At 55.3% G+C, this 19,370-nt stretch carries 18 protein-coding genes; 14 read left to right on the forward strand and 4 right to left on the reverse strand.

Translation table 11 applies throughout. The features are described 5' to 3' along the window. Positions 1-22 precede the first annotated feature (22 nt). Positions 23-2,293, forward strand: coding sequence for a 5-methyltetrahydropteroyltriglutamate--homocysteine S-methyltransferase (gene metE / locus FD737_RS09810; protein ID WP_160833383.1), 2,271 nt, complete (start codon positions 23-25; stop codon positions 2,291-2,293). 38 nt (positions 2,294-2,331) lie between these two features. Here the strand turns inward: metE and FD737_RS09815 are convergent, their stop codons facing one another. Next, entirely contained in the window at positions 2,332-3,168 is an 837-nt protein-coding gene (locus FD737_RS09815) for a dienelactone hydrolase family protein (protein ID WP_160833384.1), read from the reverse strand. A gap of 300 nt (positions 3,169-3,468) precedes the next feature. Between FD737_RS09815 and udp the strand changes: the two genes are divergently transcribed. From udp to tatD, 10 genes are all read left to right on the forward strand, one after another. Beyond that, the gene (udp, locus tag FD737_RS09820; protein ID WP_160833385.1) at positions 3,469-4,230 is read left to right on the forward strand and encodes a uridine phosphorylase; all 762 of its coding nucleotides are present in this window, start codon (positions 3,469-3,471) and stop codon (positions 4,228-4,230) included. A gap of 87 nt (positions 4,231-4,317) precedes the next feature. Continuing rightward, positions 4,318-5,586: a tetratricopeptide repeat protein gene (locus FD737_RS09825; RefSeq protein ID WP_160833386.1), complete on the forward strand. Its 1,269-nt coding sequence runs from the start codon at positions 4,318-4,320 to the stop codon at positions 5,584-5,586. Positions 5,587-5,671: 85 nt separating this feature from the next. Then, complete coding sequence (gene rmuC, locus FD737_RS09830) at positions 5,672-7,183, forward strand: DNA recombination protein RmuC (protein ID WP_160833387.1); 1,512 nt, start codon at positions 5,672-5,674, stop codon at positions 7,181-7,183. 75 nt (positions 7,184-7,258) lie between these two features. Further along, positions 7,259-8,017 (forward strand): bifunctional demethylmenaquinone methyltransferase/2-methoxy-6-polyprenyl-1,4-benzoquinol methylase UbiE, encoded by a 759-nt coding sequence (gene ubiE / locus FD737_RS09835; RefSeq protein WP_097118527.1) that lies wholly within the window; start codon positions 7,259-7,261, stop codon positions 8,015-8,017. A 6-nt stretch (positions 8,018-8,023) separates the two neighbouring features. Then, positions 8,024-8,629, forward strand: a complete 606-nt coding sequence (locus FD737_RS09840; protein ID WP_097118528.1) for an SCP2 domain-containing protein — start codon at positions 8,024-8,026, stop codon at positions 8,627-8,629. Beyond that, on the forward strand, positions 8,626-10,263 hold the full coding sequence (ubiB, locus tag FD737_RS09845; protein WP_097118529.1) for a ubiquinone biosynthesis regulatory protein kinase UbiB: 1,638 nt from the start codon (positions 8,626-8,628) through the stop codon (positions 10,261-10,263). Before FD737_RS09840 ends, ubiB begins: the two co-directional genes overlap by 4 nt. A 110-nt stretch (positions 10,264-10,373) precedes the next feature. Further along, the gene (gene tatA / locus FD737_RS09850) at positions 10,374-10,619 is read left to right on the forward strand and encodes a Sec-independent protein translocase subunit TatA (RefSeq protein ID WP_038643775.1); all 246 of its coding nucleotides are present in this window, start codon (positions 10,374-10,376) and stop codon (positions 10,617-10,619) included. Positions 10,620-10,628: 9 nt separating this feature from the next. Continuing rightward, positions 10,629-11,294 (forward strand): Sec-independent protein translocase protein TatB, encoded by a 666-nt coding sequence (gene tatB / locus FD737_RS09855; protein WP_160833388.1) that lies wholly within the window; start codon positions 10,629-10,631, stop codon positions 11,292-11,294. 2 nt (positions 11,295-11,296) lie between these two features. Beyond that, on the forward strand, positions 11,297-12,064 hold the full coding sequence (gene tatC / locus FD737_RS09860) for a Sec-independent protein translocase subunit TatC (RefSeq protein WP_034827926.1): 768 nt from the start codon (positions 11,297-11,299) through the stop codon (positions 12,062-12,064). Positions 12,065-12,147: 83 nt separating this feature from the next. Continuing rightward, complete coding sequence (gene tatD / locus FD737_RS09865) at positions 12,148-12,930, forward strand: 3'-5' ssDNA/RNA exonuclease TatD (protein WP_034827928.1); 783 nt, start codon at positions 12,148-12,150, stop codon at positions 12,928-12,930. Here tatD and rfaH read toward each other — a convergent pair. Then, positions 12,927-13,415 carry a transcription/translation regulatory transformer protein RfaH gene (rfaH, locus tag FD737_RS09870; protein ID WP_038643771.1) on the reverse strand — a complete coding sequence of 163 codons (489 nt, stop codon included), beginning with the start codon at positions 13,413-13,415 and terminating at the stop codon, positions 12,927-12,929. The two genes, tatD and rfaH, sit on opposite strands and share 4 nt — an antisense overlap. Before the next feature lie 216 nt (positions 13,416-13,631). Between rfaH and pepE the strand changes: the two genes are divergently transcribed. The 3 genes from pepE to fre all read left to right on the forward strand — a co-directional run bounded on the left by pepE (position 13,632) and on the right by fre (position 16,655). Continuing rightward, positions 13,632-14,363: a dipeptidase PepE gene (gene pepE / locus FD737_RS09875; RefSeq protein WP_160833389.1), complete on the forward strand. Its 732-nt coding sequence runs from the start codon at positions 13,632-13,634 to the stop codon at positions 14,361-14,363. 74 nt (positions 14,364-14,437) lie between these two features. Further along, positions 14,438-15,922 carry a 4-hydroxy-3-polyprenylbenzoate decarboxylase gene (gene ubiD, locus FD737_RS09880; protein WP_160833390.1) on the forward strand — a complete coding sequence of 495 codons (1,485 nt, stop codon included), beginning with the start codon at positions 14,438-14,440 and terminating at the stop codon, positions 15,920-15,922. A gap of 31 nt (positions 15,923-15,953) precedes the next feature. Next, complete coding sequence (gene fre / locus FD737_RS09885; protein WP_160833391.1) at positions 15,954-16,655, forward strand: NAD(P)H-flavin reductase; 702 nt, start codon at positions 15,954-15,956, stop codon at positions 16,653-16,655. Between the two features lie 45 nt (positions 16,656-16,700). Here the strand turns inward: fre and fadA are convergent, their stop codons facing one another. Together fadA and fadB are read right to left on the reverse strand one after the other, a co-directional pair. After that, complete coding sequence (gene fadA, locus FD737_RS09890) at positions 16,701-17,864, reverse strand: acetyl-CoA C-acyltransferase FadA (protein WP_160833392.1); 1,164 nt, start codon at positions 17,862-17,864, stop codon at positions 16,701-16,703. 10 nt (positions 17,865-17,874) lie between these two features. Next, on the reverse strand, positions 17,875-19,370 hold a 1,496-nt coding region (gene fadB, locus FD737_RS09895), incomplete at its 5' end, for a fatty acid oxidation complex subunit alpha FadB (RefSeq protein ID WP_160833393.1).

Raw genomic sequence — 19,370 nt, forward strand, 5'->3', positions numbered from 1 at the left:
AAGCATATCTGGAGATCACTAAATGACCATTCTGAACCATACGCTCGGTTTCCCTCGTGTCGGTCTGCGTCGTGAACTGAAAAAAGCACAGGAAAGCTACTGGGCAGGTAACAGCTCACAGGAAGCGCTGCTGGCCGTGGGGCGCGAGCTGCGCGCTCGCCACTGGCAACAGCAGAAAGACGCGGGGGTGGATCTGCTGCCCGTGGGCGATTTCGCCTGGTATGATCATGTGCTGACCACCAGCCTGATGCTGGGCAATGTGCCGGCGCGCCATCGGAACCAGGATGGATCGGTCGATCTCGATACGCTGTTCCGTTTGGGACGTGGCCGTGCCCCCAGCGGCAATCCTGCCGCCGCCGCTGAAATGACCAAATGGTTCAACACCAACTATCACTATATGGTGCCGGAATTCACTCAGGGCCAGCAGTTCTCACTAAGCTGGACACAGCTCCTTGAAGAAGTGGACGAAGCATTGGCGCTGGGTCACCCGATCAAACCGGTGCTGCTGGGACCGGTCACTTACCTGTGGTTGGGCAAAGTCAAAGGTGAGCCGTTTGACCGCCTGTCGTTGCTGAAAGCGATACTGCCGGTCTATCAGCAAGTGCTGGCTGAACTGCATCAGCGCGGTATTGAATGGGTGCAGATCGATGAACCCGCGCTGGTGCTGGAGCTGCCACAGGAATGGCGTGATGCGTTCAAGCCTGCCTACGATGCGCTGCAAGGTCATGTAAAACTGCTACTGACGACCTACTTTGACAGCATCGGTCAAAATCTCGACGTGATTAAGACGCTACCGGTTCAAGGTTTACACGTTGACCTGGTGCATGGCAAAGATGACATCCAGCATATCCACCAACAGCTCCCCGCCGACTGGCTGCTCTCAGTCGGGGTGATCAACGGCCGCAATGTCTGGCGTGCCGAGCTCAGCTGCTGGTTCGATCGCCTGCAACCGCTGGTCGGGCAGCGTGAAAATCTGTGGATTGGTTCCTCCTGCTCGCTGCTGCACAGCCCGATCGATCTCAGTGTCGAAACCCGGCTCGATGCGGAAGTGAAAAGCTGGTTTGCCTTTGCTTTACAGAAGTGTGCTGAGCTGAGGTTGTTGAGCCAGGCGCTCAATAATAACGATGCGGCCTCGCTGACGGAGTGGAGCGCGCCGATTCGTGCCCGTTCTCATTCTTCGCGCGTGCACAATGCCGCAGTGGGCGCACGTCTGGCGAATATTCAGGCCAAGGACGTTGAGCGCGTCAGCCACTATGACGAACGCGCCAAAGCGCAGCGCCATCGCTTTAATCTGCCTGCCTGGCCGACCACCACGATTGGATCCTTCCCGCAAACCACCGAAATTCGCGGCCTGCGACTCGACTTCAAAAAAGGCAATATCGATGGAGGCCACTATCGCACCGGCATCGCGGAGCACATCAAGCAGGCGATTGCCGAACAGGAACGGCTCGGGCTGGATGTGCTGGTGCACGGCGAAGCAGAGCGTAATGACATGGTGGAATACTTTGGCGAAAACCTCGATGGCTTCGTGTTTACGCAAAATGGCTGGGTGCAAAGCTATGGCTCTCGCTGTGTGAAGCCGCCGGTGATCATCGGTGATGTCAGTCGTCCGCAGCCGATTACCGTTGAGTGGGCGAAGTACGCGCAATCGCTGACTGAAAAGCCAGTGAAAGGCATGCTCACCGGCCCGGTCACGATTTTGTGCTGGTCATTCCCGCGTGAAGACGTGACGCGGGAAACCCTTGCTAAACAGATTGCACTGGCGCTGCGTGATGAAGTGGAAGACCTGGAAAAAGCCGGGATCGGGATCATCCAGATTGATGAACCCGCGCTGCGCGAAGGCTTACCCTTGCACCAGTCGGAGTGGGCGGCGTACCTGTCCTGGGCAGTGGATGCCTTCCGCCTCAACGCGGCTGTGGCGCAGGATGAAACGCAGATCCACACGCACATGTGTTATTGCGAGTTCAATGACATCATGGAATCGATAGCGGCACTGGACGCGGACGTGATTACCATCGAAACCTCACGCTCGGATATGGAATTGCTGGATGCGTTTAAAGCGTTCGAATACCCGAACGAAATTGGGCCAGGTGTGTATGACATTCATTCCCCGAACGTACCCAGCGTCGAATGGATTGAAGATCTGCTGCACAAAGCGGCGCAAAGCATTCCGCCCGCACGTTTGTGGGTCAACCCGGACTGCGGTCTGAAAACCCGTGGCTGGAGTGAAACCCGGCAGGCGCTGGCGAACATGGTGACCGCCGCGAAAAAGCTGCGCGCGGAATCGGCTTAATCGTGAGAAACAGGGGCGCCTTGCAGCGCCCCTTGTTATTACGCGTTGGGTGCAACGCCATACTGCTTAAACCAGGCCAACATTCGTACCCAGCCATCAGCGGCTGAGTCAGCATGGTAGCTTGGACGATAATCGGCATTAAACGCGTGTCCCGCTTCCGGATACACCACGATTTCCGCTTTGGCATTGGCGGCATGCAGTGCCTGACGCATCTTATCAATGGTCTCTAACGGGATGCTCTCATCCTGACCGCCGTACAATCCGAGCACCGGTGCGTTAAGATCGACGGCTACATCGATAGGATGTTTTTGTTGTTTGAGGGTTTTCTCACCCTCTAACCGACCATACCAGGCCGCTGCCGCCCGCACCTGCGGATTGTGCGCGGCGAACAGCCAACTGATGCGTCCGCCCCAGCAGAAGCCCGTGATGGCCATGCGACGAATATCGCCATCGTGGCGTGCGGCCCAGTTTGCAACGTGATCGAGATCGGACAGCACCTGAGAATCGGGCACCTTGCTGACCAGTTCTTTGAACAGTGTCGGGATATCACTGTAGTCACCGGGATCGCCTTCACGGAAGTAGAGTTCAGGTGCGACCGCCAGATAGCCTTCCAGCGCCAGACGACGGCAGATATCTTTAATATGTTCATGAACGCCAAAAATCTCCTGCACCACCAGAATCACCGGTAATTTGCCTTCATAGGATTTGGGGCGAGCATAATAAGCCGGAAGGTTTTCTCCCTGGCTGGGAACAGAAGTTTCACCGGTGTGAATAGCGTCACTGACGGTGGTAATGGTGCTGCTGGCGATGGGCTGAACGGCAGGGGCAAAGCCACCGGCTACTGATTCTTGTGCCATATTGTCTTCGGTTTTCATGGTTCTCTCCGTGCTAGCAAATGCGCAATCACGTAACTATAGCCTGCTTCAGGAGCAAGGCTGACGTAGGGTTCAGAGGGATGTGTACTTATGTTCTTCTTCTCTAATAACACTGCCACCCGAACTTACACAGCACCGCTTGTAGCAATTCTGAATTGCCGAGCTGCAATGTGTGATGTGAATCACATAATAATTTTCTGATAATGTAAGTTTCATTATCGATGGTGAAATAAATCACATATTTATATGGCGCTCTGGCGTAGAGTGACACGCATATCCCTTATCTATCAGGAGTCTGTTATGGCCCAGTCTGACGTTTTCCACCTTGGTATCACTAAAGCCGATCTGAAAGGAGCCAAACTGGCTATCGTTCCCGGCGATCCGGAGCGTGTGAAAAAAATCGCTGCGCTGATGGATAATCCGCAGCATCTGGCTTCGCACCGTGAATTCACCACTTACCTGGCGGAAGTGGATGGCAAGCCGGTGGTGGTCTGTTCTACCGGGATCGGCGGTCCATCGACCTCTATTGCCGTTGAAGAACTGGCGCAGCTCGGCGTGCGCACTTTCCTGCGTGTGGGCACGACCGGGGCGATCCAGCCGAATATCAATGTAGGCGACGTGCTGGTGACTACTGCTTCGGTGCGTCTTGACGGTGCCAGCCTGCACTTTGCGCCGATGGAGTTCCCGGCAGTGGCCGATTTCACCTGCACCACCGCGCTGGTGGCCGCAGCAGAAGCCTGCGGTGCCAAAACGCACATTGGTATCACCGCTTCATCTGACACCTTCTATCCGGGGCAGGAACGTTACGACACGTTCTCAGGACGTGTGGTGAATCGCTTCCAGGGCTCAATGCAAGAGTGGCAGCAAATGGGGGTTCTTAACTATGAGATGGAATCCGCTACACTGTTAACCATGTGCGCCAGTCAGGGGCTGCGAGCGGGCATGGTGGCGGGTGTTATCGTTAACCGTACGCAAAAAGAGATCCCGGATGCCGCGACCATGAAACAGACCGAAAGCGATGCGGTGAAAATTGTTGTAGAAGCCGCGCGTCGCTTAATTTAGTGCGCAAGGCAGCAGGTATTACGGATAAGGAATTCCCTGCTGCCATCACATTGCGCACGTTTTTCAGCTGATACTGAGAAAACAACTATGCGCAAAACGGTTTCTGCTCCGCGTCCTGCCTTTAATCATTTTTCCACGGCTGCTCAGTCTCGCATTGAGAGCGTGGCAGCGCGTTTCCGCCAGGCGATGGCGGCCTCTGATTTCCCCGTGGCACGTCAGTGCTGTGAAGAGGTTTTGCGCGTCATGCCGCAAAACATGCAGGTGCTGAGTGACTATGCGCTGACGCTAATGCGCGTGGGGGAGTACAAAAAATCCTACAAAACTTATCAAAAGATTTATCAGGCATCGGCAGCGCAGCGTGCGCAGGCTTCCGACACCTGGCTCGATGGCTTAACCGAAGTGTGTGGCTGGCTGGAAAAGCACGATGAAGTGGCACGTTACGGCCGTGAGTCGCTGGAGAAGTCTGACGCGATCTTTCGTCAGGGCCACACAGTGGCGTATCCCGCAGAAGCACCGCCGTGTTTCAATCCCACCAATCCAACTGAAAATATTATCTCTTTCAGTCTGTATGGTGGCCAACCACGCTACTGTGAAACGCTGATCAAAAATATCGACGTTGCGCGCGAGTTCTATCCCGGCTGGATGTGTCGCATCTATCTTGACGACAGCGTGCCGCAACACGTCTGGCAGCGTCTGAAGCAGTCAAATGTCCAGTTAGTGGATATGTCACATGAGAAGACCATATTCCCGACGCTGTGGCGCTTTCTGGTGATGGATGATCCATGCGTAAAGCGTTATATCGTGCGAGATGCGGACTCCCTGCTGTCGGAGCGTGAAGTGGCGGCGGTAGAAGCCTGGCTGCAATCGCCCTGCTGGTTCCATCACATGCGTGACTACTTTACGCATACCGAACTGCTGCTGGCAGGCATGTGGGGCGGCTGTCATGGCGTATTCCACAACGTTGAACAGCAGATACGCGACTTTATCGCCCAGTACAGCGGCAGTGAACGCTTCACCGATCAATACTTCCTCAAAGTGGCGTTGTGGCCGACGGTGCGCGAAAGCCTGCTGAATCATGACGGCATCTTCCGATTCCATCATGCCCAGGCGTGGCCCGCACATCCGCCAATTCGCTGGCAAACCGAGCGTTTTCACGTCGGCAGCAACGCAGGGTATTCCAGCATGGCGGGCAAGGTGGAGAATGTTGATAACGGCTGGCAGCAGGTTGAACTCACTCACAACGGACAAAGCTGGTGCTATCCCGCCAAAGTGAAAGGCAGTGAATGGCTGTTGCCGATGCCGTTTTTCCTGATTGATGCGTGGAAGGCGGGTGATTTGACGGTGAAAGCGCTGTAAATCATCTGCCAGCTACACAACAGTCTGGACATTCATACAGTAGCGACTTACCTTTTCCCTCAGCGAAACGATCCGCGGGGGGATTATGGATCAGCAACTTATCATTAACGGCGCACTGGCGCTGGCCGGACTGGGTCTCGGCTGGATTTTGGCCCAGTTGCGGGCCGGGCACCAGCACGCCAGCTTCACTACCGAACGCCGCCTGCTGGAAGAGGCGCAACAGCGTCAGCAGCAGCAGCTCGAACGGTTACAACAACAAATTCAGCAGCGCGAGCAAGAACTGCGGCAGCTTCATGGCACGCTTAGCGGTGCACAGGAACGGCTGCAACAGCTCGATTACTGGCGTGGCGAGAGCGAACAACTTAGCCGGGAATTGCGTAATCAGCTGGAAGTGAACAGTGCGCAAGAAGCTGAACTGCGTGAAGTCACCATCCGTTTAGAAGAGACGCGTTTTGGCGCAGAAGAGAAGCAGCGCCTGCTCACTAACAGCGAACAGCGTCTCAGCGCACAGTTTGAAAATCTGGCCAACCGCATCTTTGAAAACAGCGGACGTCGGGTGGATGAGCAGAATCGGCAAAGCCTTAACGGGCTGATTGGTCCGCTGCGTGAACAGCTGGATGGTTTCCGTCGCCAGGTGACGGATAGCTTTGGCCAGGAAGCCCGCGAACGCCACACGCTGGCCCATGAAATTCGTCAGCTGCAGCAGCTGAACGCGCAAATGGCGCAGGAAGCGGTCAACCTCACCAAAGCGCTAAAAGGCGACAATAAAATCCAGGGCAATTGGGGCGAAGTGGTGCTGGCGCGGGTGCTGGAAGCCTCCGGTCTGCGCGAAGGTTATGAATATCAGACGCAGGTCAGCGTGCAGCTGGAGCAGCAGGGCAGGATGCAACCGGATGTGATCGTGCGGTTACCGCAGGGCAAGGATGTGGTGATTGACGCCAAAATGACGCTGGTGGCTTACGAACGCTATTTCAACGCGGAAGATGAAGCCACGCGCGAGCAGGCGATCCAGGAGCACGTTAACGCCATGCGCGGCCATATTCGGCTGCTGGGGCGAAAAGATTATCATCAATTGCCCGGTTTACGCTCTCTGGATTATGTGTTGATGTTTATTCCGGTCGAGCCCGCGTTCTTGTTGGCGATTGATCGGCAGCCAGAGCTGATCAGCGAAGCGCTGCAGCAGAACATCATGCTGGTAAGCCCTACGACATTATTGGTGGCGTTGCGCACCATCAACAACCTGTGGCGTTATGAGCATCAGAGTCGCAATGCGCAACGCATCGCCGACCGAGCTACGCGGTTGTACGATAAAATGCGGCTGTTTGTGGATGATATGAGCGGTATCGGTCACAGCCTCGATAAAGCGCAGCAGAGTTATCATCAGGCGATGAAAAAGCTGTCAGAAGGGCGCGGCAATTTGATTGCGCAAAGCGAATCCTTCCGCGCGTTAGGCGTAGAGATTAAACGGCCGATCAATCCCCAATTGGTCGAACAAGCGCAGCCGGAAGAAGCGGGCGAAGATTGGGCGGACGATCCCGAGCCCAATGAAAATGTGGCAGATTCTCCCACCGCTTCACTGCGCCGCATCAACGAATAGCACGGTGGTCGCGTGCTCGCGTAGCGCGACTCTGATACACTTCGGCAAGAATTGTTTGTGGAACAGGTAAACCCGATGGCAGATGAATCACAGCAGGAAACTACCCATTTTGGCTTTCAGACCGTCGCGAAAAGCGAAAAGGCCGATAAAGTCGCGGACGTGTTTCATTCCGTAGCGGCAAAATATGACCTGATGAACGATTTGATGTCGTTTGGCATCCATCGTGTCTGGAAGCGTTTTACTATCGACAGCAGCGGCGTGCGTCGTGGTCAGCGTGTGCTGGATCTGGCCGGCGGCACCGGTGATTTGACAGCAAAATTCTCTCGCCTGGTGGGCGAGACGGGTCAGGTCGTTTTGGCGGATATCAACAGCTCGATGCTGAAGATGGGCCGCGAGAAGCTGCGCAATATGGGCGTGTCAGGCAACGTCAGCTATGTGCAGGCCAACGCCGAAGCGCTGCCGTTCCCGGATAACTATTTCGATTGCATCACCATCTCTTTCGGTTTGCGTAACGTCACCGAAAAAGAGAAGGCGCTGGCCTCGATGTTCCGGGTGCTGAAACCAGGCGGACGCTTGCTGGTGCTGGAGTTTTCCAAACCGCTGCTGGAACCGCTGAGCAAAGCCTACGATACCTATTCCTTCCACATCCTGCCGCGTATTGGGCAGCTGGTGGCGCAGGATGCCGATAGCTATCGCTATCTGGCAGAATCGATTCGTATGCATCCCGATCAGGAAACCCTGAAGGCGATGATGAACGATGTGGGTTTTGAAAATACCACTTACTTCAACATGACCGGCGGTATTGTGGCGTTGCATCGCGGCTTTAAGTTCTGATTGATCATGACTTTTACCCCGCTAATCACGGGCGGCCTTGAAACCGCCCTCAATCGTGTTCTGTATCGTGATCGTAGCCTGAAAGCCGCGCGTCAACGTCTGGCAGGTAAAGTGCTGATGCTGCGCCTGCAGGAGCTGGATTTCCCGCTGGTGCTGGTGTTTAGCGAATCGCAGCTGGATGTGCTGAGTGACTGGCAGGACAGCAGCGACTGTAGCGTGAGCCTGCGCCTCAGCACCTTGCCGAAACTGCGCGATCGCCAGCAGCTGACCAGTTTGATCCGTAGCGGTGAGCTGGACGTGGAAGGCGATCTGCAAGTGGTTCAGCAATTCTCTGCGCTAATGGATCTCGCTGAGCTCGATCCAGCCGAGTATCTGGCGCCGTGGATCGGCGACATTGCCGCGCAGGGTGTCAGTCAGGCTGCTCAGCAGGCGCTGAAATTTGTGCAGCGACAGGTGACACGTCGGCAGGATTATCTCGGTCAGGTGCTGACGGAAGAGTGGCGGGTTGCGCCCGGTGCACTGGAGCTGGCGTGGTTCTGTGAAGAGGTTGAAGCGATGGAACGTTCGCTTAATGCGCTCGAAGCGCGTTTAGCACAGCTGGAGGCGAAATGACGCTGGGAGAAATTCGGCGCTTATACTTCATCATCAAGGTCTTTCTGACTTACGGGCTTGATGAACTGATTCCTCACATGCGCATCACGTTGCCGCTTCGTATCTGGCGACGTTGTATTTTCTGGATCCCTAACAAGCACAAAAATGAATCGACGGGCGTGCGCATTCGTCTGGCAATGGAGCAACTTGGTCCAGTGTGGATCAAATTTGGTCAGATGCTTTCGACGCGCCGCGATCTCTTCCCACCGGCCATCGCCGATGAACTGGCGGTGTTGCAGGATCGCGTGGCGCCTTTTGATGGGCTGAAAGCCCAGCAGCAGATTGAACAATCCATTGGCGGTCCTGTCGACACCTGGTTTGACGATTTTGATATTAAGCCGCTGGCTTCTGCTTCGATTGCGCAGGTTCACACTGCTACGCTTAAGTCTAACGGCCGTGACGTCGTGATCAAAGTGATTCGCCCGGACATCCTGCCGGTGATCAAAGCGGATATGAAGCTGATTTACCGCATGGCGCATTGGGTTCCTCGTCTGTTGCCGGATGGTCGTCGTCTGCGCCCGGTTGAAGTGGTGCGCGATTACGAAAAGACCCTGATTGATGAACTCAATCTGCTGCGTGAATCGGCGAACGCCATTCAGCTGCGTCGTAACTTTGAGCAGAGCCCGATGCTGTATGTGCCGGAAGTGTTCTCGGATTACTGCAGCGAATCGATGATGGTGATGGAACGTATTTACGGCATTCCCATTTCTGATGTGGCGACGCTGGAGAAGCATGGTGTCAACATGAAGCTGCTGGCAGAACGCGGCGTGCAGGTGTTCTTCACCCAGGTGTTCCGCGATAGCTTCTTCCATGCTGACATGCACCCCGGCAACATCTTCGTTAGCTATGACCATCCAGAAGATCCGCAGTACATCGCGATTGACTGCGGCATTGTCGGCTCGTTGAATAAAGAAGATAAGCGCTATCTGGCGGAAAACTTCATCGCCTTCTTTAACCGTGATTACCGTAAAGTGGCAGAACTGCATGTGGATTCAGGCTGGGTACCGCCGGATACCAATGTGGAAGATTTTGAGTTCGCCATTCGTACCGTCTGCGAGCCGATTTTCGAGAAGCCGCTGGCTGAGATCTCTTTTGGCCACGTGCTGCTTAACCTGTTTAACACCGCGCGTCGCTTCAATATGGAAGTGCAGCCGCAACTGGTGCTGTTACAGAAAACGCTGCTCTACATTGAGGGCATTGGCCGTCAGCTTTATCCGCAGCTCGATCTGTGGAAAACCGCGAAGCCGTTCCTCGAAGACTGGATCAAAGATCAGATCGGCATTCCTGCGATTCTGCGCGCAGTGAAAGAGAAGGCGCCATTCTGGGCTGAAAAACTGCCGGAGTTGCCTGAACTGTTCTACGACAGCATGCGTCAGCATAAATTATTGCAGCACAGCGTCGATAAACTGGTCAGCGATATGAATGCGCAACGTACGCGCCATCACAAGGCACGTTATCTGTTTGGCGTAGGGGCTACACTGTTATTAAGTGGCACCGCGGTGCTGTTAAGTCGACCCGACTGGGATTTCTTCCCCGCCTTATTAATGGCCGCTGGCATCGTCACCTGGCTGATAGGCTGGCGCAAGACAAACTGATTGTTTGCCTGGTGCAAATCGCGTAATGTCGCAGGCTAAAGCCCGAATTCATACGGGCTTTCTGTGCGTTTCAATTCAAAGTTTTTCACAGAATATTAGAGGCATATCTCATGGGCGGTATCAGTATTTGGCAATTGTTAATCATTGCCGTCATTGTTGTTCTTCTGTTCGGTACCAATAAACTTCGTAACCTGGGTTCGGATTTAGGTTCTTCCATTCGTGGTTTCAAAAAAGCCATGGGCGATGAGGACGATAAAAAGGATCAACCGAAAGAGCAGGACGCTGACTTCAACGCCAAGACTCTGGCAGACAAACAGCAAACCTCGGCGAGTAAAGACGACGCCCGGGACAAGTAAGGGTTAACTGTGTTCGATATTGGTTTTAGTGAACTGGTATTGGTGTTCGTTATCGGGCTGATCGTTCTTGGCCCGCAACGATTACCGGTTGCGGTGAAAACCGTCGTGGGCTGGATTCGGGCGATTCGCTCCCTGGCTGCTAACGTGCAAAACGAACTGGCGCAGGAGCTGAAACTGCAGGAATTGCAGGACAGCCTGAAAAAGGTTGAGGAAGCGGGCCGTGGCTCACTGTCACCGGAACTGAAAGAGTCGATGGAAGAGTTGCGTAAAACCGCCGATTCGATGAAGCGTTCTGTGCAGCAGAGCATCGATATCGAAAAAGCGGAAGATGAAGCGAACACCATTCATCAACCGTCGGCTGCAGGCACATCTTCTGAACCGGTAAGCCAGCCTCCGGTCACTCCCGCGGCGGCAGAGCATCAGGCTAGCGCACCGGCTCAGGCACCTCAGGCGGTGACGGCAGAGCACAAGGCCAGCGCATCGGCTCAGGCACCTCAGGCGGTGGCGGCAGAGCATCAGGCCAGCGCACCGGCTCAGGCACCTCAGCCAGCGGCGGCAGAGCACCCGGCCAGCGCACCGGCTCAGAAACCTCAACCGGTAACAGCAGAGGCTGCGGCACCTGTTAATACCGCGCAGAATGCGACGCCCACCCCCACCGTAAAAGATGAAAGATAAACATGGCCGTTGAAGATACCCAACCGCTCATCAGCCACCTGATTGAGCTGCGTAAGCGTTTGCTGAACTGCATTATTGCGGTGTTTGCTATCTTTTTGTGCCTGGTTTATTTCGCCAACGACATCTATCACTTAGTGGCTTCGCCGCTGATTAGCCAGATGCCGGCCGGTGCCAGCATGATCGCCACTGACGTGGCTTCACCGTTCTTCACCCCCATAAAGCTCACCATCATTGTTTCGGTGTTCCTTGCGGTGCCGGTGATCTTGTATCAGGTGTGGGCTTTTGTGGCGCCTGCGCTGTATCGCCATGAGCGTAAGCTAGTGATGCCGCTGCTGTTCTCCAGTACGCTGCTGTTCTACGTTGGCGTGGCTTTCGCTTACTTCATCGTGTTCCCGCTGGCGTTTGGCTTCTTTGCCAAAACCGCGCCACAGGGCGTCACCATTGCTACTGATATCACCAATTATCTCGACTTCGTCATGACTCTCTTCATGGCATTTGGCGTAGCGTTTGAGGTACCGATTGCGATTGTTTTGCTGTGCTGGACCGGCATTACCTCGCCAGAGGATTTGAAAAAGAAACGCCCCTACATTCTGGTTGGTGCGTTCGTTGTTGGGATGCTGCTCACACCGCCGGATGTTTTCTCGCAAACTTTGCTCGCTATTCCGATGTACTGCCTGTTTGAAGTCGGCGTATTCTTCTCCCGTTACTATGTGGGTAAAGGGCGCAAGGCGTCAGATTCAGAGGATGAGGAACAGAATACCGAATCCTGACAAGGCATTCCCGCACGCGAGCGGGATGAGCGTTAAGAATCTAAACCGCCCACACATTGGGCGGTTTTTATTTGGGAGAAGACATGTTTGATATCGGTGTAAACCTGACCAGCACGCAATTCGCAAAAGATCGCGATCAGGTGGTTAAACGCGCGCGCGAAGCAGGCGTCACCGGCCTGCTGATTACCGGCACCAATGCGCTGGAGAGCCAGCAGGCGCGTCAGCTCGCGGCACAGCATCCTGGCTACTGCTGGTCTACAGCCGGCGTGCATCCGCATCACGCCAGTGAATGGTCGGCGGAGACGGCGAACACGCTGCGCCGTCTGGCAGAGAGTGAGCAAGTGGTGGCCATCGGTGAATGCGGCCTCGATTTTAACCGCAATCTCTCGGCGCACGACCAGCAGGAGTATGCCTTTGATGCACAGCTGGCGCTGGCAGCAGAGTTACAACTGCCGGTGTTCCTCCACTGCCGCGAAGCACACGATCGTTTTGTTGCAGTGCTGGAGCCGTGGCTGCCGAAATTGACGGGCGCGGTGGCACACTGTTTTACCGGCACGCGTGATGAACTGGAATCGTGCCTGGCCTTGGGCTTATCGGTGGGCATTACCGGCTGGGTGTGCGATGAACGTCGTGGCCTGGAATTGCGTGAGATGCTGCCATTGATTCCAGCCGAGCGTCTGCTGCTGGAAACCGATGCGCCTTATCTGCTCCCGCGTGATATGCATCCACGGCCGCCTTCGCGTCGAAACGAGCCCTGTTTCCTGCCGCATATTGTGCAGCAGGTGGCGAACTGGCGTGGGGAAGAGGCTGAAGCGCTGGGTGCGCAGGTCAATCACAACGCACGTCAGCTGTTTAAACTGGTTTAAAGCTTACGGAATTGTTTGTTGTCGACGCTGCGCATCACTTGTTTGTTGAGCAGGTTTAGCAGTAACACCGAGCGGGTTTCGCCATCAGGCTCGGCAAAAATAGCGCGCAGCCCCTCAAAAGTCCCTTCGGTGATGATCACTTCATCACCGCTTTGTGGCGTTTCTGGATCCAGCATAATTTGCGGCACATCGGTTTGCAGCGCTTCAATCACTTCGCTGGAGACCGTTGCCGGTTGCGCGCCAAAGCGCACAAAGTGGCTGACGCCGCGCGTGCTACTGATGGTGGTGGTGTGAATCGCTTCCGGATCGAATTCGATAAACAGATAGTTGGGAAACAGCGGCTCACTCACCGTGGTGCGTTTACCGCGCACAATCTTTTCCAGAGCGATCATCGGGCTGAGGCAATTCACCTCCTGCCGCTCAAGATGCTCTTTCGCGCGCAACAGCTGTCCACGTTTGCAATAGAGTAAGTACCAGGATTCCATAACTGCTCCCAAATATTGGACGCTAAGAATAACAAACCTGCTGTCAGAGTTATAGCGCATCGGCCAGTGGAAACGCGGCTGTGAAATAAAAATCACTGCGAATTTTCCGATTGGTGCGGCTTATTAACGCTTTCTTGCAAGAAAATTGACGGCTGATGACCATCTGTATCAGACTCCTTCCCCATCTTTCGCTCTCATTTGAAAAAGGACTGGCTATTGGAACTGTTCTTATTAAGTAATGGCAAAGTGGCCGAAGACGCGCCACTGTTGAGCTACGCTCACCCCCAACTGCTCGCGATGATTGCGCAGCGCGGCATTACGTCGGCGGTGCTGGTGCCTTATGCCATTATTCGTGGCGACCATGCGCAGCGTGCACAAGACCTGTCTGACTCATTGGGTATTCAGGTGCGCACCGTGCATGAGTTTGACTACCCGGTGGCGGCGATTGAACAGGCGGAGTTGATCCTGGTGAGCGGCGGCAACACCTGGTTCCTCAATCAGATGCTGCATGAGCACGGACTGATCGTGGCGATTCAGCGTGCCGTGCGTGAGCGAGATGTGCCTTACATCGGCTGGAGCGCCGGTTGCAATGTGGCTACGCCATCGATCCGTACCACCAACGATATGCCGGTGCGCAGCAGCGTGGTCTTGCCTGCATTAGGCCTGTTCCCGGTGCAGATCAATCCGCACTATCTGGATGCTCACGTCAGCGGGCATATGGGGGAAACGCGTGATGAGCGTCTGGCGGAGTTCTGCGCCGTCAATCCACATGAGTCGGTGATCGCCCTGCGAGAAGCCAGTTTCCTGCACGTCAGTGAAAACCGCCTGCGTTACTACAGCGCGCGCGGCGAAGACTTTAAAGTGTTCCGTCATGGTGAGCCAATCGCCGCACATCACGATGTGCTGGCCATTCAATCGCTGGTGCCTTTCTCCTGTCAGCCAGCTTGAACCACAAACCACAACACGCCGGCGTGAATCAGACCTATAATGGCCAATTCACCCTGGCTGGAAGCTAACGCCGCATGAAATATCAGGATTTACGAGACTTCCTCGCGTTGCTGGAGCAGCGCGGCGAGTTAAAGCGCATCACTCAGGAGATCGATCCTGAGCTGGAGATGACCGAAATTGCCGATCGCACCCTGCGTGCCGGCGGTCCGGCGCTGCTGTTTGAGAACCCGAAAGGGTACGACATGCCCGTATTGTGTAACCTGTTTGGCACACCTAAGCGTGTGGCGATGGGCATGGGACAGGAAGAGGTCAGCGCGCTGCGTGAAGTGGGCAAGCTGCTGGCGTTTCTGAAAGAACCCGAGCCGCCAAAAGGTTTCCGCGATCTGTTCGATAAAATGCCGCAGTTCAAACAAGTGCTGAACATGCCGACCAAGCGCCTGCGCAATGCACCGTGTCAGGAAGAGGTCTTCAGTGGTGATGATGTCGATCTGTCGCGCATTCCGGTGATGAAGTGCTGGCCGGGCGATGCCGCGCCGTTGATTACCTGGGGCTTAACCGTCACGCGTGGTCCGCATAAGGAACGTCAGAATCTGGGTATTTATCGCCAGCAGGTGATCGGCAAAAACCGCGTGATCATGCGCTGGCTGTCGCATCGCGGCGGCGCGCTGGATTTCCAGGAGTGGTGCAAAGCCCATCCGGGCGAACGCTTCCCGGTGTCCGTGGCGCTGGGTGCCGATCCGGCCACGATTCTGGGCGCAGTGACGCCGGTACCCGATACGTTGTCGGAATATGCTTTTGCTGGCTTGCTGCGCGGTAATAAAACTGAGGTGGTGAAGTGCCTGTCTAACGATCTTGAAGTGCCAGCCAGCGCAGAGATCGTTTTAGAAGGTTACATCGAACCGGGTGACATGGCGCCAGAAGGCCCTTACGGCGACCACACAGGCTACTACAATGAAATAGACAGCTTCCCGGTATTTACCGTGACGCACGTAACGCAACGTCGCAACCCGATTTATCATTCAACGTATACCGGTCGTCCACCGGATGAACCTGCGGTATTGGGTGTGGCGCTGAATGAAGTGCTGGTGCCGATTCTGATCAAGCAGTTCCCGGAAATTGTCGATTTCTATCTGCCGCCGGAAGGCTGTTCTTATCGCCTCGCGGTGGTGACGATCAAGAAGCAATATGCCGGGCATGCCAAGCGCGTAATGTTTGGCGTCTGGTCTTTCCTGCGCCAGTTTATGTATACCAAGTTTGTGATCGTATGCGATGACGACGTCAACGCACGAGACTGGAACGATGTGATTTGGGCGATCACCACGCGTATGGATCCGGCGCGCGATACCGTGATGGTGGAGAATACGCCAATTGACTATCTCGACTTCGCCTCTCCGGTTTCCGGCCTGGGCTCGAAGATGGGACTTGATGCCACCAATAAGTGGCCGGGCGAAACCACTCGCGAATGGGGCACACCGATTGTGAAAGATCCGGCGGTGACCGCGCGTATTGACGCCATTTGGGATGAGTTAGCTATCTTTGCCGAGCCGCCGCAGCGCTAAAGGCGGCAGAAAACCATAAAAAAGGGCACGTATGACGACGTTAAACTGCAAGGTGACTTCGGTCGAAGCGATTACGGATACCGTTTACCGCGTTCGTTTGATTCCGGCGGCGGAGTTTACTTTCCGCGCGGGGCAATATCTGATGGTGGTGATGGATGAGCGTGATAAGCGCCCCTTCTCACTGGCTTCAACCCCGATGGAAAAAGACATCATTGAGCTGCACATTGGCGCATCTGACCTCAATCTCTACGCGATGGCGGTGATGGATCGCATCAAAGACGATCGTCAAATCACGGTGGATATGCCGCATGGCGATGCCTGGCTGCGTGAAGACAGCGATCGCCCCATTATTCTGATCGCGGGCGGCACCGGTTTCTCCTATGCACGTTCGATTCTGCTGACGGCACTGGCGCAGCAGCCAGACCGCGATATCGCCATCTACTGGGGCGGCCGGGAATTGATGCATTTGTACGATCTGGATGAGTTGAACGCGTTGGCGGTCAAGCATCCTCATCTCAAGGTGATTCCGGTGGTGGAACAACCCGCAGAGGGTTGGGATGGACGTAGTGGCACGGTGTTGACCGCCGTGATGCAGGACTATGAAACTCTCAGCGAGCACGATATCTATATTGCGGGCCGCTTTGAGATGGCAAAGATTGCACGTGAGCGTTTTTGCGCGGAACGTGGTGCAGTTGAAGCGCAGATGTTTGGCGATGCGTTTGCCTTCATCTGAGTCAAAAAGCCCGCCCGAAAGGGCGGGAACACGTGCTTCAACGTATTAAACGCGTTCGAACACCGTCGCGATCCCCTGGCCTAAGCCAATGCACATGGTCGCCAGACCAAATTGCGCATCACGACGTTCCATCAGATTGAGCAGCGTCGTGCTGATACGCGCCCCCGAACATCCCAGCGGATGCCCCAGCGCAATCGCGCCGCCATTCAAATTCACTTTCTCATCAAGCTGATCCAGCAATCCCAAATCCTTAATGCACGGCAGTGTCTGCGCGGCAAAGGCTTCGTTAAGCTCAAACAGATCAATATCCTGCACGTTTAATCCGGCACGCTTCAGTGCCAGTTTGCTGGCTGGCACTGGACCGTAACCCATGATGGAAGGATCACAGCCGACCACCGCCATGCTGCGAATACGTGCACGCGGGGTCAGGCCGAGTTCGCGCGCGCGGCTTTCACTCATGATCAACATGGCAGCCGCGCCATCGGAGAGTGCCGATGATGTACCCGCCGTAACGGTGCCGTTGACCGGATCAAACGCGGGACGCAGCGCAGCCAACCCTTCCAGCGTGGTATCTTCGCGGATCACTTCATCCGTTTCATAGCGTTTCAATACGCCGTCGGCATCGTGGCCATAGGTCGGCACGATTTCGCGTTTGAAATCGCCGCGTTGAGTCGCAGCCCAGGCGCGCTGATGTGAACGCAGCGCAAAGGCATCCTGTTGCTCACGAGTGATGTGATGCATGCGCGCCAGCATTTCAGCGGTTAATCCCATCATGCCAGCGGCTTTTGCCACGGTGCGGCCCAAACCCGGATGGAAATCAACGCCGTGGCTCATGGGCACATGGCCCATATGTTCGACGCCGCCAATCAAACAGCTGTGCGCATCGCCCACCATAATGGCGCGTGCCGCATCGTGCAGCGCCTGCATTGACGAACCGCATAAGCGATTCACCGTGCTGGCGGGCACGCGGTGCGGAATTTCGGCCAGCAGTGCTGCGTTACGCGCAATGTTGAAGCCCTGTTCCAGCGTCTGCTGCACGCATCCCCAAATGATGTCATCCAGAGAGGCCGGATCAACGCCGGGGTTGCGGCTCAGCAGTTCGCGCATCAGATGCGCCGAAAGATCTTCCGCGCGTACCTGACGAAACGCGCCGCCTTTTGAGCGTCCCATTGGTGTGCGCACTGCATCAACTATGACTACCTTTTCCATATTCATTACCTCAGGCACTTTGCAGTGTCGCTTCGTCAATCGGTTGGGCTGCGGGATACCAGCTTTGCTGTTGATGCGCTTTATGCACTAACAGTTCGGGTAACGCATACAGCGGGCCAAGGGAGAGATATCGTTTGGCCTGGTCGACCAGATTGCTGTTGCCGAGCGTGTCCATATAACGGCAGGCACCGCCACGGAACGGAGGGAAACCGAGGCCGTACACCAGCGCCATATCGGCTTCAGCCGGTGAGGCGATAATCTTCTCTTCGAGGCAGCGCACCACTTCATTGAGCATTGGCAGCATCATACGGTTAGCAATGTCCTCATCACTGAACACGCGTTTCGGCTCGCAAATCGGTTCCAGCAGCGCATCAACAGCCGGATCGGTTTTCTTCTGGGCTTTGCCTTTTTTATCTTGCTCCCAGCTGTAAAAGCCCAGGCCGTTTTTCTGGCCGTAGCGTTTGGCTTCAAACAGCACATCAATCGCGTCGCGGTAATCTTTCTGCATGCGGGAAGGGAAGCCTTGCGCCATCACCTGTTGTGCGTGATGGGCGGTATCAATGCCCACCACATCCAGCAACCAGGCCGGGCCCATAGGCCAGCCGAACTGTTTCTCCATCACCTTATCGATCTGACGGAAATCAGCGCCATCGCGTAGCAGCAGGCTGAAAGCAGCAAAGTAGGGGAACAGCACTCGGTTCACAAAGAAACCCGGGCAGTCATTCACCACGATCGGTGTTTTGCCCATCTTGCTGGCCCAGGCCACCACTTTACTGATGGTGGCTTCTGAGGTCTGCTCGCCACGGATGACCTCAACCAGTGGCATGCGTGGTACGGGATTAAAGAAGTGCATGCCGCAGAAGTTTTCTGGACGCTGCAGCGATTGCGCCAGCTGGCTAATCGGAATGGTCGATGTGTTGGAGGCGAGTACGGCATCATCGCGCAGATGTTGCTCGGTTTCTGCCAACACTTTGGCCTTGATTTGCGGGTTCTCGACCACGGCCTCGACCACCACATCGGCACGTTCGAAACCGGCGTAATCCAGCGTAGGTTGAATCGTCGTGAGGACGCTCGCCAGTTTGGCACCGTTAATCTTGCCGCGTTCCAGTTGCTTGTTAAGAAGGTTGCTGGCTTCCGTCATCCCCAGCGTCAGCGCCTGCGGATTAATATCTTTCATTTTCACCGGCACGCCTTTCCATGCCGACTGATAAGCAATCCCACCCCCCATAATGCCTGCGCCTAACACGGCGGCCTGCTGCGGTGCACCGGCTGTGTTGCTGTGCTTTTTCGCCAGGCCTTTGACATATTGATCGTTCAGGAAGATACCGACCAGCGCGCGCGCCACATCGCTTTGTGCCAGCGGCACGAATGCAGCGGTTTCCAGTTTCAATGCATCGTCACGACGTAAACCGGATGCCGCTTCAATGGTTTTCACCGCGGTGATAGGCGCGGGATAATGCTTGCCTGCGGTTTGCATCACCATGCTTTTGGCAATGGTGAAGCTCA

Source organism: Pantoea sp. Seng, from assembly GCF_009829935.1.
Lineage (GTDB): Bacteria > Pseudomonadota > Gammaproteobacteria > Enterobacterales > Enterobacteriaceae > Pantoea > Pantoea communis.